The sequence below is a fragment of the Brevundimonas sp. genome, assembly GCF_016463485.1.
Classification (GTDB): Bacteria; Pseudomonadota; Alphaproteobacteria; order Caulobacterales; family Caulobacteraceae; genus Brevundimonas.
Window position 1 is genome coordinate 1 of the sequence record NZ_JAEMRD010000091.1, and the last position, 13,726, is coordinate 13,726.

General features: G+C 67.3%; 11 protein-coding genes and 1 tRNA gene. 8 read left to right on the forward strand and 4 right to left on the reverse strand.

Going from position 1 to position 13,726, the window contains the following annotated elements; genetic code table 11:
- The 3 genes from dnaE to JHC99_RS12625 form a co-directional block, all read left to right on the forward strand.
- Positions 1 to 2,273, forward strand: a 2,273-nt coding sequence (gene dnaE / locus JHC99_RS12615; protein ID WP_292154720.1) for a DNA polymerase III subunit alpha, incomplete at its 5' end; no start/stop codon positions are given.
- 85 nt (positions 2,274 to 2,358) lie between these two features.
- Entirely contained in the window at positions 2,359 to 3,795 is a 1,437-nt protein-coding gene (locus tag JHC99_RS12620; RefSeq protein ID WP_292154721.1) for a M28 family peptidase, read from the forward strand.
- 72 nt (positions 3,796 to 3,867) lie between these two features.
- Positions 3,868 to 3,951: transfer RNA gene (locus JHC99_RS12625), tRNA-Leu, on the forward strand.
- 4 nt (positions 3,952 to 3,955) lie between these two features.
- Here the strand turns inward: JHC99_RS12625 and JHC99_RS12630 are convergent.
- A complete protein-coding gene (locus tag JHC99_RS12630; protein WP_292154723.1) occupies positions 3,956 to 4,513 on the reverse strand; it encodes a hemerythrin domain-containing protein in 558 nt (185 codons plus the stop codon).
- Between the two features lie 223 nt (positions 4,514 to 4,736).
- Here JHC99_RS12630 and JHC99_RS12635 point away from each other — a divergent pair, with 223 nt between their 5' ends.
- The 3 genes from JHC99_RS12635 (at position 4,737) to JHC99_RS12645 (ending at position 9,011) form a co-directional block, all read left to right on the forward strand.
- Positions 4,737 to 6,395, forward strand: a complete 1,659-nt coding sequence (locus JHC99_RS12635) for an alkaline phosphatase family protein (protein ID WP_292154724.1) — start codon at positions 4,737 to 4,739, stop codon at positions 6,393 to 6,395.
- A 122-nt stretch (positions 6,396 to 6,517) separates the two neighbouring features.
- Positions 6,518 to 7,963: a pyruvate kinase gene (gene pyk / locus JHC99_RS12640; protein WP_292154725.1), complete on the forward strand. Its 1,446-nt coding sequence runs from the start codon at positions 6,518 to 6,520 to the stop codon at positions 7,961 to 7,963.
- A gap of 7 nt (positions 7,964 to 7,970) precedes the next feature.
- Positions 7,971 to 9,011: a DNA adenine methylase gene (locus tag JHC99_RS12645; protein WP_292154727.1), complete on the forward strand. Its 1,041-nt coding sequence runs from the start codon at positions 7,971 to 7,973 to the stop codon at positions 9,009 to 9,011.
- 2 nt (positions 9,012 to 9,013) lie between these two features.
- Here JHC99_RS12645 and JHC99_RS12650 read toward each other — a convergent pair whose 3' ends face one another.
- Entirely contained in the window at positions 9,014 to 10,303 is a 1,290-nt protein-coding gene (locus JHC99_RS12650) for a dicarboxylate/amino acid:cation symporter (RefSeq protein ID WP_292154728.1), read from the reverse strand.
- Positions 10,304 to 10,451: 148 nt separating this feature from the next.
- Complete coding sequence (locus JHC99_RS12655; protein ID WP_292154729.1) at positions 10,452 to 11,198, reverse strand: SDR family NAD(P)-dependent oxidoreductase; 747 nt, start codon at positions 11,196 to 11,198, stop codon at positions 10,452 to 10,454.
- Positions 11,199 to 11,302: 104 nt separating this feature from the next.
- Here JHC99_RS12655 and JHC99_RS12660 point away from each other — a divergent pair, with 104 nt between their 5' ends.
- Entirely contained in the window at positions 11,303 to 11,701 is a 399-nt protein-coding gene (locus JHC99_RS12660; protein WP_292154731.1) for a helix-turn-helix domain-containing protein, read from the forward strand.
- Positions 11,702 to 11,878: 177 nt separating this feature from the next.
- Here the strand turns inward: JHC99_RS12660 and JHC99_RS12665 are convergent, their stop codons facing one another.
- Positions 11,879 to 12,595, reverse strand: coding sequence for an HAD-IA family hydrolase (locus JHC99_RS12665; RefSeq protein ID WP_292154732.1), 717 nt, complete (start codon positions 12,593 to 12,595; stop codon positions 11,879 to 11,881).
- A 75-nt stretch (positions 12,596 to 12,670) separates the two neighbouring features.
- Between JHC99_RS12665 and JHC99_RS12670 the strand changes: the two genes are divergently transcribed.
- A partial coding sequence (locus JHC99_RS12670) for an NTP transferase domain-containing protein (protein WP_292154734.1) occupies positions 12,671 to 13,726 on the forward strand: 1,056 nt, incomplete at its 3' end.

The following is a 13,726-nucleotide window of genomic DNA, read 5'->3' on the forward strand; positions in this document are numbered from 1 at the left end:
CCGAACGGGTCTCCATGCCCGACTTCGACATCGACTTCTGCCAGGAGCGGCGGGAAGAGGTGATCGACTACGTCCAGGCCCACTACGGCAAGGACCGGGTGGCCCAGATCATCACCTTCGGCACCCTGCAGGCGCGCGCCGTGCTGCGCGACGTCGGACGCGTCCTGCAAATGCCGTTGGGCCAGGTTGATCGCCTGGCCAAGATGATCCCGAACAACCCGGCCAACCCCACGACCCTGGCCCAGGCGATCGAGATCGAACCCCGGCTGAAGGAGGCACGCGACGCCGAGCCGGCCGTGGCCAAGCTGCTGGCCACGGCGCTGGAGTTGGAAGGCCTGTACCGCAACGCCTCGACCCACGCGGCGGGCATCGTTATCGGCGACCGTCCCCTGGTCGAGCTGACGCCCCTGTATCAGGACCCACGATCGGACATCCCCGCCACCCAGTTCAACATGAAATGGGTCGAGCCGGCCGGTCTGGTGAAGTTCGACTTCCTGGGCCTGAAGACCCTGACGGTCCTCGACCGCGCCTCGACCTATCTGAAGCGGCGGGGCGCGGCGCAGGATTTCAACCTCCTGCCGCTGGACGACACCCGCACCTATGAGCTCATGGCCTCGGGCCAGACGGTCGGGGTGTTCCAGCTGGAATCGCAGGGGATGCGCGACACCCTGCGCAAGATGCGCTGCGGCTCCATCGAGGAGATCACCGCGCTGATCTCGCTGTATCGCCCCGGCCCGATGGAAATGATCGACACCTATATCGACCGCAAGTTCGGTCGGGCCGAGGTCGACTATCTGCACCCGAGCCTGAAGGAGACCCTGTCGGAGACCTACGGCGTCATCATCTACCAGGAACAGGTGATGAAGATCGCCCAGATCCTGGCGGGCTATTCGCTCGGCGAGGCCGATCTTCTGCGCCGGGCCATGGGCAAGAAGAAGAAGGAGGAGATGGACGTCCAGAAGGCGCGCTTCATCAAAGGCGCCTCCGAGAAGTCCGTGCCGGAACAGCAGTCGGACACCATCTTCGAGTTGGTCGCCAAGTTCGCGGGCTATGGCTTCAACAAGTCCCACGCCGCCGCCTATGCGCTGATTTCGTACCAGACCGGCTGGCTAAAGGCGAACCACCCGGTCGAGTTCTTCGCCGCCTCGATGTCGCTCGATCTGTCGAACACCGACAAGCTGGCGGTCTTCTATCAGGACGCGCGAAAGTTCGACGTGCCGGTGCGCGCGCCCGACGTGAACCGGTCCTCCGCCGACTTCGACGTAGCCCAGGAGGACGACAAGGGCGTGGTTCTCTACGCCCTGGGGGCCATCCGCAACGTCGGTCTGGAGGCCATGAAACATGTGGTCGAGGTGCGCGAGACGGGCGGACGGTTCACCGACATCTTCGACTTCCTGGAACGGGTCGATCCGCGCAGCGTAAACAAGCGGGCGCTGGAAGGCCTGGCCAAGGCCGGGGCCTTCGACACACTGCACCCCAACCGGCGTCAGTTGCTGGAGCAGGCCGACGTCCTGATGGCCTATTGCCAGTCGGTCGCGGCCGAGCGGGCCTCGTCCCAGGTCAGCCTCTTCGGCGCCGATCAGGCCCATGCCGCACGGCCCCGGCTGAAGGCTGTCGAGCCGTGGATCGGGCCGGAACAGCTGGATCACGAACTGTCGGCGGTCGGCTTCTATCTGTCGGGCCACCCGCTGGAGGACATGGTCCCCGCGCTGAAACGCAAGCGCGTCACCTTCGTCGCAGAGGCCACGGCCCTGGCCGAAAGCGGGCACGAGGCCTTCATGATGGCCGGTGTCGTGCGTCGTCGGCAGGAGCGAGCCAGCGCGCGCACCGGCGAGAAATTCGCTTTCGTCACCTTCTCTGACCCGACCGGCGAGTTCGAATGCCTGTTCCCGCCCGAGCAACTGCGCAAATGCCGCGAGGTGCTGGAGGTCGGAACCTCGGTCCTGGTCCGCATCCGCGCCAAGGCCTCGGACGGTGAGGTGCGGTTCTTCGGCGATGACGCGTCCCGACTGGAGGCGATGATCGACGATTCGACGGCGGGCCTGCGCGTCCACGTCTCGGCACGCGGCACGGACCCGGAGGCGATCCGATCGCGGCTGGAACGGTCGCTGTCCACCGATCGGGGCGGAAAGGGCGGGGAGGTGTCCCTGGTCGCGTCGCTGGACGGCCGACGCGAGGTCGAGCTGAAACTGCCCGGTCGCTACCGGCTGGACGGTGCCCTGCGCGGCGCGCTGAAGTCCGCGCCGGGCGTGCTGATGCTGGAGGATGCGTGACGGTCGGCCACTGCGCGGCATCCCCGCTTTCCGCGTCCCTCACGACCCGCTAAGCCGGTCGCCAGTCCTGTCCGGAGTCGCCCCCATGTCCGCCCGTACCCTGTTCGTTTCCGCTCTCGCGCTCGCCGCCGTCTGCGGCTTGTCGGCCCCGGCCTTCGCACAGGACGCGGCGACGATCGCCACGGCTGAACAGCTGCGCGACCAGGTGCTGAGCCAGAACGTCGCCCTGGACTACGTCACCCAGCTGACGACCCGGTTCGGTCCGCGACCGGCAGGCTCCCCATCGGAGCAGGCCGCCGCCGCCTGGTCCGCCGAGTATCTGAAAGGGTTGGGCTTCAAGAACGTCCGTATCCAGTCCTTTCCCCTGGTCGGCTGGGAACGGGGTGAGGAGAGCGCCGCGATCGTCGGTGCACACGCGCAAAGGCTGGTCGTCGCCGCACTGGGCCACTCGATCGCCACGCCCACCGGCGGCATCGAGGCCGAGGTGGTCCGGTTCGCCACGCTTGAGGCGTTGATCGCGGCACCGGCCGGATCGCTGGCCGGCAAGATCGCCTATGTGGATGCCGGTCAGCTGGTCGCGAACCAGGACGGCTCCGGCTATGGCCCCCTGACCCGTATCCGCGGCGCGGGCCCGAACGAGGCGGCCAAGAAGGGCGCACTGGCCTTCATCATGCGTTCGGTCGGGTCGGACGACCACCGGATGCCGCACACCGGCACGACCCGCTATGTCGACGGCAAGGTACCGCTTCCGGGCTTTGCGCTGAGCGCGCCCGATGCCGACCAGCTTAGCCGTCTGTTGGCCATGGGCGAGCCGGTGCGTCTGCGGCTGTCGTCGACGGCCCGCACCTATGAGACGACCTCCCAGAACGTCATCGCCGATGTGCCCGGCCGGGCGCGGCCGGACGAGATCGTGCTGCTGGGCTCGCACCTGGACAGCTGGGACCTGGGCACCGGTGCCATCGACGACGGGGCAGGGGGTGCCATCACGATCGCGGCGGCCAAGGCCATCCTGGATCAGGGTGGTGCCGAACGCACCGTCCGCGTCGTCCTGTTCGGCGCCGAAGAAGTGGCCCAGCCGACCAATACCGGCAACGGCGGCGGCGCCTATCTCCGCAGCCTGAGCCCCGCCGAGCTGGCCGGTCACGTCTTTACCGGCGAGAGCGATTTCGGTGCCGACCGCATCTATTCCCTCGGCCTGCCTGTGGGGGCCCAGACGTCGGAATTCGCCCGGATCGCCGGGCGCGTGCTGTTCCCGATCGGCGTCCTGCCCGCCGGTCAGCCCGAACTCAACGGCGGTGCCGACATCGGCCCGATCGTCCAGGCGGGGGTGCCTGTGTTCGGCCTGAACCAGGACGGTATCCGCTATTTCGACCTGCACCACACCGCCGACGACACCCTGGACAAGATCGATCCGGTCCAGATGACCCAGAACGTCGCCGCCTGGACCGCCCTGATCTGGCTGGCCGCCGATTCGGACGTCGATTTCCGCGCGATGAAGCCGGTGACGCCGTCGGCCCCCTGAACCGAAACCGGTGGACGATCGCGCCCTGTGCAGGTAGCGCAGAAACGCCGCCGGAGGGTCTCCGGCGGCGTTGCGGGCGTGGCGAAATGGTAGACGCAGCAGACTTAAAATCTGCTTCCTCACGGAGTGCCGGTTCGAGTCCGGCCGCCCGCACCAGTCTTCAGTTCGGCGCGACGGCCGCGTAGTCCGACCGGGTCATCATCGCCTTTTCGGTGTCATCACCCTCCATCGTCAGGGTGACGGCGGGCTTTCCGGCCTGGAACTCCTCCATGGCGGTGGCTTTGCGGGCGCGCATGGCGTCGGCCAGGGCGTCCATGTCGAGACCTGCGGCGCGGGCTTGGGCGAACATGCCTTCGGCGCGTTTTTCCTCTTCCTCGACGTGGTGCTCGATGGCTTCGGACAGCACCTTGACCTTGGCGTCGTAGAAGTCCTCGTCGGGGCTCATCGCCTCGATTTCGTTGATCAGCAGCTTGGCGCTGTCATGTTCGACATAGGCTTCATTCAGAAGGTCCTCCTCGATCTTGCCGCGACAGGCCGGATAGAAGATCTCCTCTTCGATCGCGGTGTGGACCTTCAGCTCAAGACAGGCCTGGTTGGCCAGGGTCTGCTTCTTCGACGGGCTGGTGGCCTTCTCGAAGGCTTCGAAAATTTCCTCGACCTTGCGGTGATCCGCCTTCAGCAGGGCGACGGCATCCATCTCTTCGTATGACTGGGCCATGGGGTTTCTCCTTGCACTGGCTGATCGAAAAAGCGGCAAGAGAACACCGGTTCCACAGAGAATGACTCGCAGAAATCGTTGAGGAATTGTCCAGTTCCGCACAAATGAAGAGGCGCTGGCTCCAGATCGTCCTTGCCGGGCCATGGCCTTTCTCGCCACTGTCACGCCCGCGCAATACCGACCCGGTACAGGGTCGGCCGAACCAACTCGCTGGAGCCCCGCCTTGAACCTCGCGCCACTGATCGCTGCTGCTCTGGTCGCAACCCTGCCGGTCGCGGTTCAGGCCCAGACGCCGCGCGAGGCATCGGCAGCGGTTCAACCCGCTCTCATCGTGACGATCGTCATCGATCAGTTCAGCGCCAATCTGTTCAACCAGTATCGCGGTCGATTCAGCGGTGGTCTGAAAACCCTCGCCGATCAGGGCGTGGTCTATGTCAACGGCTATCAGGCCCAGGGCGTGACCACGACCTGCCCCGGTCATTCGACCGTCCTGACTGGTGCCTTCCCGACCCATACGGGCATCCCCGCCAACGAATGGATCGACCCTGCGACGGGTCAGGAGGCCTATTGCCTGGCGGCGCCGAAGAACACGATCGCCGACGGCTCGGCGGGCGAGAACGGTCCGGTCGGTCCCGACAACATGCGCGTCACCACCATGGCCGACTGGTTGAAGGCCGCGAGCCCGACCAGCCGCGTCTATGCCGTCTCGGGCAAGGATCGTGGGGCGATTACCCTGGCCGGTCATACGCCCGACGGCGCCTTCTGGCTGGCCGAAGGCTTCGGCATGACCACCTATCTCGAGCCGGGCCAGACGGCGGCGGCGCGGCTGGCCCCGATTGCCGAGTTCAACGCCGCCTATGTGTCACACTACAAGGCGACGCCGGTAACGAACTGGACCGTGCGGCATCCCGCCTGTCTGGCCATGGCCGGGACATCGACGATCGGCGGCCAGACCTTCACCGCCGGCCTGCCGCCGATGAACTATTCGCTGGAGAACTCGCCGGCTCTGGACGAAACGACCCTGGCGGCCGCCGCCGACCTGCTGGATCGCCAGCAGCTGGGACGTCGTGGCGTCACCGATATGCTCGGCGTCAGTCTGTCGGGCACCGACAAGATCGGCCACGGCTATGGCACCCAGGGCCCCGAGATGTGCGAACAGATGATGCGTCTCGACGCGGCCCTGGGCGACTTCCTGGGGCAACTGACCGAGGTTCCCGGCGGGGTCGTGGTCGTGCTGACCGCCGACCACGGCGGCTCGGACTTTCCCGAGCGCATGACCGAACGGGGAGCCATCGCCGGCCGATACGATCCGACACTGCTGCCGCGCATCAATGAAAAGCTGATGGCGCAGTTCAACCTGACCGCCGCGCCCCTCCAGAGCGGAGGCACCGGCTTCATCGTCGCCGACGCCGCTCATGTCTCGCTCGCGGAGCCCCTGCGCAGCCAGGTCATCGCCGCCGCCGTGCGCCTGCTGAACGCCGAGCCCAACATCGTCCTGGCCGTTCCGCGCGACGCGCTGCTGGCCGAACCCATGCCGGCGCGGGACGCCGATCCCGAAGAGCTGACGGTTCGCGAGCGCCTGCGGCTAAGCGCGGTGCAGGGCAGGGGGGCCGACATCCTGCGCGCCTATGCGCCGAACCTGACGTCCGGCGCCCGCATCGGGGGCTCGATCGCCAGTCACGGCTCGCCCTGGGACTATGACCGGCGCGTGCCGATCATCTTCTGGAGTCCCGGAGGTCAGGCGCAGGAACGGTTCTGGCCGATCCGCACGGTCGACATCGCCCCCACCCTGGCGCACCTGATCGGCCTGACGCCGCCGGTCGAGATCGACGGCCGCTGTCTGCATCTGTTCGACGAGAGCCCCTGTCCCGTCGCGCCGTGACCGATCGTTGACGCGTTACAGGGCGTCACTTCTCGTTTCGGGCTTGAGCCCGGCCTTACGTCGTGCGCGTTTGGGGGGCAGAAGCGATTCCTGAGGAAACGCTTCCGGCGAACGGGACAGAGATGAACAGAGCAAGACGCGGTCGCATCGTCGCGACCCTGGGGCCCGCAAGCCGCGCGCCCGGAATGGTGAAGCAACTGGCCCAGGCCGGGGTCGATGTCTTTCGCCTTAACTTCAGCCACGGTTCGCACGACGATCACGCCGCCGCCCTGAAGGCCGTGCGTGGTGCCGAGTTGGCGCTGCAGCGTCCGCTGGGCGTGCTGGCCGACCTGCAAGGGCCCAAGCTGCGGCTCGGACGGTTCGCCGACGTCGAGATCTCGATCAAGCCCGGCCACACCATGCGGTTCGACCTCGACCCCACGCCCGGCGACGCGACGCGGGTGCAGATGCCGCATCCGGAAATCTTCAAGGCACTGCGCAAAGGGATGCTGCTGCTGCTCGATGACGGCCGGGTCCGGCTGCGCGTGGGCGAACGCACCGACGAATGGGCTGACGTCACCGTCGAGAGCGGCTCGAAACTCAGCGACCGCAAGGGCGTGGCGGTGCCGGAGGCGGTGATCCCGGTCTCGGCCCTGACGCCCAAGGACCGCGAGGACCTGGCCTTCGCCCTGCGGATCGGCGTCGACTGGGTCGCGCTCAGCTTCGTCCAGAAGGCCGAGGACATGGCCGAGCTGAAGCGGCTGGTGAACGGCCAGGCGGCCTGTCTGGCCAAGATCGAAAAGCCCCAGGCCCTGGCCGACCTCGGGGCCATCATGGACTATTCGGACGGCGTCATGGTCGCGCGCGGCGACCTGGGCGTCGAGCTCGACCCCGAAGAGGTGCCCGTCGCCCAGAAGATGATCATCCGCGCCGCCCGCCAGCGCGGCATCCCGGTCATCGTGGCGACCCAGATGCTGGAATCGATGACATCGTCACCCGCACCGACCCGGGCCGAGGCGTCGGACGTGGCCAATGCGGTGTACGAGGGTGCCGACGCCCTGATGCTGTCTGCCGAGACGGCATCGGGCGACTATCCGCTGGAATCGGTCGGCATCATGAGCCGGATCATCGAGCGGGTGGAGAAGGACCCCCTGTGGCCCAGCCTGATGGACGCCGAACACGCGGGGATGGACGACATCGACGCCGACGCCCTGGTCGCGGCGGCGCGAAAGGCGGCCGAGGCCCAGTCGACGGCCTGTATCGTGGTCTTTACCAGCCTGGGCGGCACGGCGCGTCGGATGTCGCGCGAACGACCGCTGCAGCCTGTGCTGGCCCTGACCCCCAACCCGAACACAGCGCGACGTCTGGCCCTGGTCTGGGGGCTGGAAACCCGTCTGGGCAAGGACCCCGCTTCGCTTGAGGATGTCACCGACCTGGCCGTCGAAAGCGCGGTCAAGTTCGAGCTGGCGCAGCCCGGCCAGCGCATCCTGGTGCTCGCCGGAACGCCTTTCGGTGCGCCGGGGGCTGCGAATCTGCTGCGACTGGCCCATGCTCCGGCCAAGGCGGCGAAACGGTCGCGTAAAACCTGACGGGCGAATGATCAAATATCTGGGGTCGAAGCGTGCGCTGCTGCCCCCGATCCTTGAGGCGGTGAACGCGATGCTGCCCGAGCGGGGGGTGGTCTGTGACCTGTTCTCCGGTACGGCCCGCGTCGGCCACGCGTTGAAAGGCCAGGGTCATCGGGTCTGGTCCAACGACCACAACGCCTATGCCCACGCCCTGGCCACCGCCTATGTCCAGGCCGATCGCGAGGTCTGGGCCGACCGCGCCGCCGTGGTGCTGGCCGACCTCGCTGCCACGACGCCCGAGCGGGGCTGGTTCACCAAGGCCTTCTGCGAGGACGCCCGCTTCTTTCACCCCGACAACGGCGCCCGGATCGACGCGATGCGCGACCGGATCGAGGCCATGGGGCTGGAGCCCGAGCTCGAGGCCATCGCCCTGGTGTCGCTGATGGAGGCGGCCGACCGGGTGGATTCCACCGCCGGCGTCCATATGGCCTATATGAAATCCTGGGCCCCGCGGGCACTGAAGCCGCTGACCCTGCGGATGCCCGACCTTCAGCCGGCTGTTCCCGTTGGGCCCTGCCGCGCCACCCACGCCGACGCCCTCGACATCGCCAGCCAGTTCGACGGGGACCTCGTCTATCTGGATCCGCCGTACAATCAGCACTCCTACCTCGGCAACTACCACTGCTGGGAGAGCCTGGTGTTGTGGGACCGGCCCGAGACCTATGGCGTCGCCAACAAGCGGGTCGACGTGCGGACCAGGAAGAGCGCCTTCAACTCCAAGCCCGGTATCGGTCCGGCGCTGGAGGCCGTGGTAGCGGCGATCCGGGCCCCTAATCTGATCGTGTCGTTCAACGACGAGGGCTATCTGACGCGCGATCAGCTGGTCGCCATTCTGTCCTCGCGCGGCCATGTCCGGGTCGTCGAGATCGCCCGGCCCCGCTACGTCGGGGCCCGTATCGGCATCCACAGTCCCAAGGGGGAGAAGGTCGGGACGGTTGGGCGCTTACGGAACGTCGAATATCTGTTCGTGGTTACCGAACGGCCCGTGGAGCTGCCGGTCGCAGCCTGAGATCAGATCCCCCCGGCCGGCACGGTCGCGGCGCCTTCCGCCTCGGGATCGCCGGGCAGCCAGGCGACGTGGCCGTCATAGATGTCCTGGTTCAGGATGCCCTCTTCCTTCGCGACCAGCACCGGGACCAGCATCTGGCCGGTGACGTTGGTGGCTGTGCGCATCATGTCGATGATCCGGTCGATGGCGACGATATAGCCGATGCCCTCCAGCGGCAGGCCCGCCGTCGACAGCGTCAGGGTCAGCATGACGATGGAGGTACCCGGCACCCCCGCCGTCCCCAGCGACCCCAGCACCGCCGTCAACCCGATGAGCACATACTGGGTCAGCGATAGGTCGATCCTGAAATACTGGGCGATGAAGATGGCGGCGATCGCAGGATAGATAGCCCCGCACCCGTCCATCTTGACGTTGGCCCCCAGCGGCACGGCGAAGGCCGCATAGGCCTGTGGCACGCCCAGCCGCTCGACCGTCTGGCGCAGGGTGATCGGCAATGTGCCCAGCGAGGACGAGGTGGCGAACGCCGTCTGCTGCGCCGCGAACGCGCCCCGGAAGAAGGCCGTGACCTTCAGCCCGTGCAGCTTCAGGAGGCCCGAATAGACCACCAGGATGTGGAACAGGCAGGCCGCATAGATGGCCACGATGAACTTGATCAGCGGCAGCAGCGCCTCCCAGCCATAGCCGCCGACCACCGACCCGATCAGGCCGAACACCCCGAACGGCGTCAGCTGGATCACCCAGCGGGTGATGCGGAAGATGATGGCCGCGCCCTCGTCGACGAACCGCCGCGCCGTCGCCGCCCGCTCGCCCAGCGCCACCAGCGCCACCCCGACCAGGGCCGAGAAGAAGATGATCTGAAGCACCTTGCCTTCGCTCAGCGCGGCGAACGGATTGGTCGGCACGACGCCCAGCAGCACTTCCAGCGGGGTCGGGATTTCGCGCGGCTTGACCTCGCCTAGCGGCAGGTTGGACAGGCCCATCCCCGGGTTGATCAGATGCCCAAAGGCGAATCCGACCAGCACGGCCAGCAATGAGGTGATCGCGAACCAGACGATGGTCCGCACTCCCAGCCGCACCGCCCCGGCCCCTTCGCCCAGTTTGGCGATCGACGAGGCTATGGTGAACAGCACCAGCGGTGCCACGACCATCCGGATCAGATTCAGATACAGGCCGCCGATTGGCTGCAGCCAGACCTCGGCCTGTTCGCGCAGAATCAGGCCGGCGACGATGCCCAGCCCGAACCCCACGGCGGTCCGGATCCACAGCGGGATGGCGAAGAAGCGGGCGATCATCGGCGAACGGCTTTCGGGGGAGCGAAGGTTTCCGAATGTGCGGGGTGTGGCGGAAAACCGCAACGGGGGCTGTGGCGAAGGGATCGGTGCGCAGGGTTTAGAAAATGTCGCGATCCCCTCCCTTCTCCCGCAAGGGGAGAAGGAAGATTCAGTGCCCCCCGTTCAGCATCGCGAACACCTGGGCATAGTCCCCGCGACCCTCGGCACCCGACAGGAACTTGACCCGCTCGACCAGCACCTCGTCGTGGCCCGCCTCGAACAGGGCGACGCTTTCGGCGGTGAACTCGGCCAGGGGCATGGAGCGGGGGTCATCGGCGTGGCCGGGCATCAGGTCGGTCGCGACGGCGGGCGGGGCCCATTCGACGACCCGGACCATGGTGTCCTTGAGCTGGTGCCGCAGGGACTGGCTCCAGGAATGGATGGCCGCCTTGGTGGCGTTGTAGGTGGGCGTGGCGGCCAGGGGCACGAAGGCGAGGCCGGACGAGACGGTGACGACCGTGGCCGAGGGCCGGGTCAGCAGATGCGGCAGCAGGGCCGCCGTCAGCCGGATCGTGCCCAGCAGGTTGATGCCGATCGTCTCCTCGACGATCGACAGGTCGAAGACGCCGCCGGACAGGTCCTCGGGCTTCATGATGCCGGCGTTGTTGATGACGACGTTCAGGTCGGGATGGTCGGCGACGAGGCGGGCGGCGACGGTCTTGATCGCTTCCGGATCGGCGACGTCAAGCACCACATGGGCCATGCCGGGATTGGCGGCGACGACGGCTTCCAGCGGGGCGGCGCGTCGGCCGGCGATGATGACCTTGGCCCCCCTGGCATGCAGGGCCTCGGCGAAGGCGCGGCCGATGCCGGTGCCGCCGCCGGTGATCAGGACAGTGTCGGATGCGGTGTTCATGGGAAATCTCCGGGGCTGGAACTGCGATGTCCGGCGATGTATGCCTGTCGCTCTCCACTGGAAAGTAGGCACCGGAACGTTCGGTACTTACCGAAGGGAAACCGATGTCAGCGCCAGCCTTTCAGCCCCGCACCGACTATCCAGAGGTCGATTTGCGCGTCGAGGCCCTGGTCAACGAGGTCATCGGCCGCGTCGCCGACAAATGGACGATGATCGTGCTGGATGTCCTGGCCGAGAACGGCGAACTGCGTTTCACCCGTATCGGCCAGCTGTCCGACGGCATCAGCCAGAAGATGCTGACCCAGACCCTGCGCCAGATGGAACGGGACGGACTGGTGGTGCGTACGGTGCATCCGGTGGTGCCGCCAAAGGTCGAATACCGGCTGACGGACATGGGCTTCAGCCTGGCCGAGGCCTTCTGCGGCGTGTGGGGCTGGGCGGCCGAGCACCTGGAGCGGATCGAGACGGCGCGGGCGACTTTCGACGCGGCGAAGGCGGGGTAGGGGCGAACGTCTCCTCCCTGACGCGAAGCGACGGGGAGGTGGCGCGGCGCGTCTTCAGCGCCGTGACGGAGGGGCTTTTCACCCCAGACAAGGTGCGCGCGGTCAGAGCCCCTCCACCGCGAAGACGCGGTCCCCCTTCCCATTCGCCAAGCGGCGAACGGGGAGGAGACGGTTATCTCAAACCCCCGCCAGCGCCCGCGTCACATAGAAATCCGCCAGCAATCCGTCGATGGCCTCCTCGACGTCGTCGAAATGGTCGATGAGGACGTCGCCGCCGAGGTCTTCGGCCGGCACCGGGGTGTAGCCCCAGGTCACGACGATACAGGGCATGTCGGCGGCGCGGGCGGCGCCGACGTCGGGGGCGGCGTCGCCGATCATGATGGCCATCGACGGGTCGCCGCCGGCCAGTCTGACGGCCTCCTGAAGGTGGGCAGCGGCGGGTTTCTTCGCGCTGACCTTGTCGGGGCCGACGACGGCGGCGAAATGGCGGGTCAGGTCGAGCTTGTTCAGCAGCAGTTCCGACAGGTCCGTCCGCTTGTTGGTGGCGACGACCAGCAGGGCACCGCGCGCGCTGAGCGCCTCCAGCGTCTCGACACAGCCTTCGTAAGGCTGCGAATGGTCGGCGATATGCTCGATATAGTCGGCGATGAAGGCGTCATACAGGGCGGGGTCGCGCGCCTGTTCGACCGGCGCGCCCGCCCGCTCGAAGCCATGTTCCAGCAGGGGCCTCGCACCCCCGCCGATCAGCTCGGCCGCCCCCTCCATCGGCACGATCGGCAGGCCGTGCCGGACCAGCATCCGGTTCAGCGTCCCGACCAGATCCCCGTGCGTCTCGACCAAGGTGCCGTCCAGGTCGAAGGCGATGGTCCAGCCCTCCAGATCGCGTTCGGTCATGTTTCATCCTCTGTTCCCCCTCCCGCCGGGACAGGGATGGGGTTAAGTCGTACCGACTAGCCGCCGGACCGATTCATGACCACACCGCATCCACGCGCCGCCATCATCCTCGCCGCCGGCCAGGGTACGCGGATGAAGTCGCCCCTGCCCAAGGTGCTGCACCCGGTCGGCCACCGCGCCATGCTGGACCACGCCATCGACGCGGCCGAGGCTCTGGGCTGCGAGCGGATCGTGGTGGTGGTCGGGAGCCATTCGCCCGAGGTGCGGGCCCATGTCGTCGCGCGTCTGGGCGAGGACGCCATCGCGGTGCAGGACCCGCCACTGGGCACTGGCCATGCGGTCCTTGCCGCGCAAGGCGTGCTGGGCGATTTCGTCGGTCAGGTGGTGATCACCTATGGAGATGTGCCGTTGCTGAAGGCCGCCGACATCGAGCCGGTGTTTGCCTCCCACGACGGCGTTACCGTGATCGGGTTCGAGGCGAAGGATCCTGGCGCTTATGGCCGGCTGGTCATGGACGGCGACACCCTCGCCGCCATCACCGAGGCGAAGGAGGCGTCGGCGGAGGTGCTGGCGATCACCACCTGCAACTCCGGCGTCATGGCCGCGCCGGTCGGCCTGCTGTTCGAGTTGTTGTCCGAGGTCACCAACGCCAACGCCAAGGGCGAATACTATCTGACCGACGTGGTCGAGCTGGCCAGAAAGCGCGGGGCGCCCACGCGCGTGACCATGGCGTCCGAGGACTCCGTCATGGGCGTGAACGCCCAGTCCGAACTGGCCCAGGCCGAAGCCCTGTTCCAGTCGGTGATGAGGGACGCCTTCCTGGCTGCCGGCGTCACCATGTCGGCCCCCGACACCGTCCATTTCGCCTGGGACACCCAGGTCGGCCCCGGCACGATCATCGAGCCCTTCGTGGTCTTCGGTCCCGGCGCGGTGATCGAGGGCGGGGCCCGCATCCGCAGTTTCAGCCATATTGAGGGCGCTCGCGTCGCCTCGGGTGCCCAGGTCGGTCCCTATGCCCGGCTGCGGCCCGGTGCGGACCTGGGCGAGGGGGCCAAGGTCGGCAATTTCGTCGAGGTCAAGAATGTGACGATGGGGCGGGGTGCCAAGGCCAACCACCTGTCCTATCTGGGC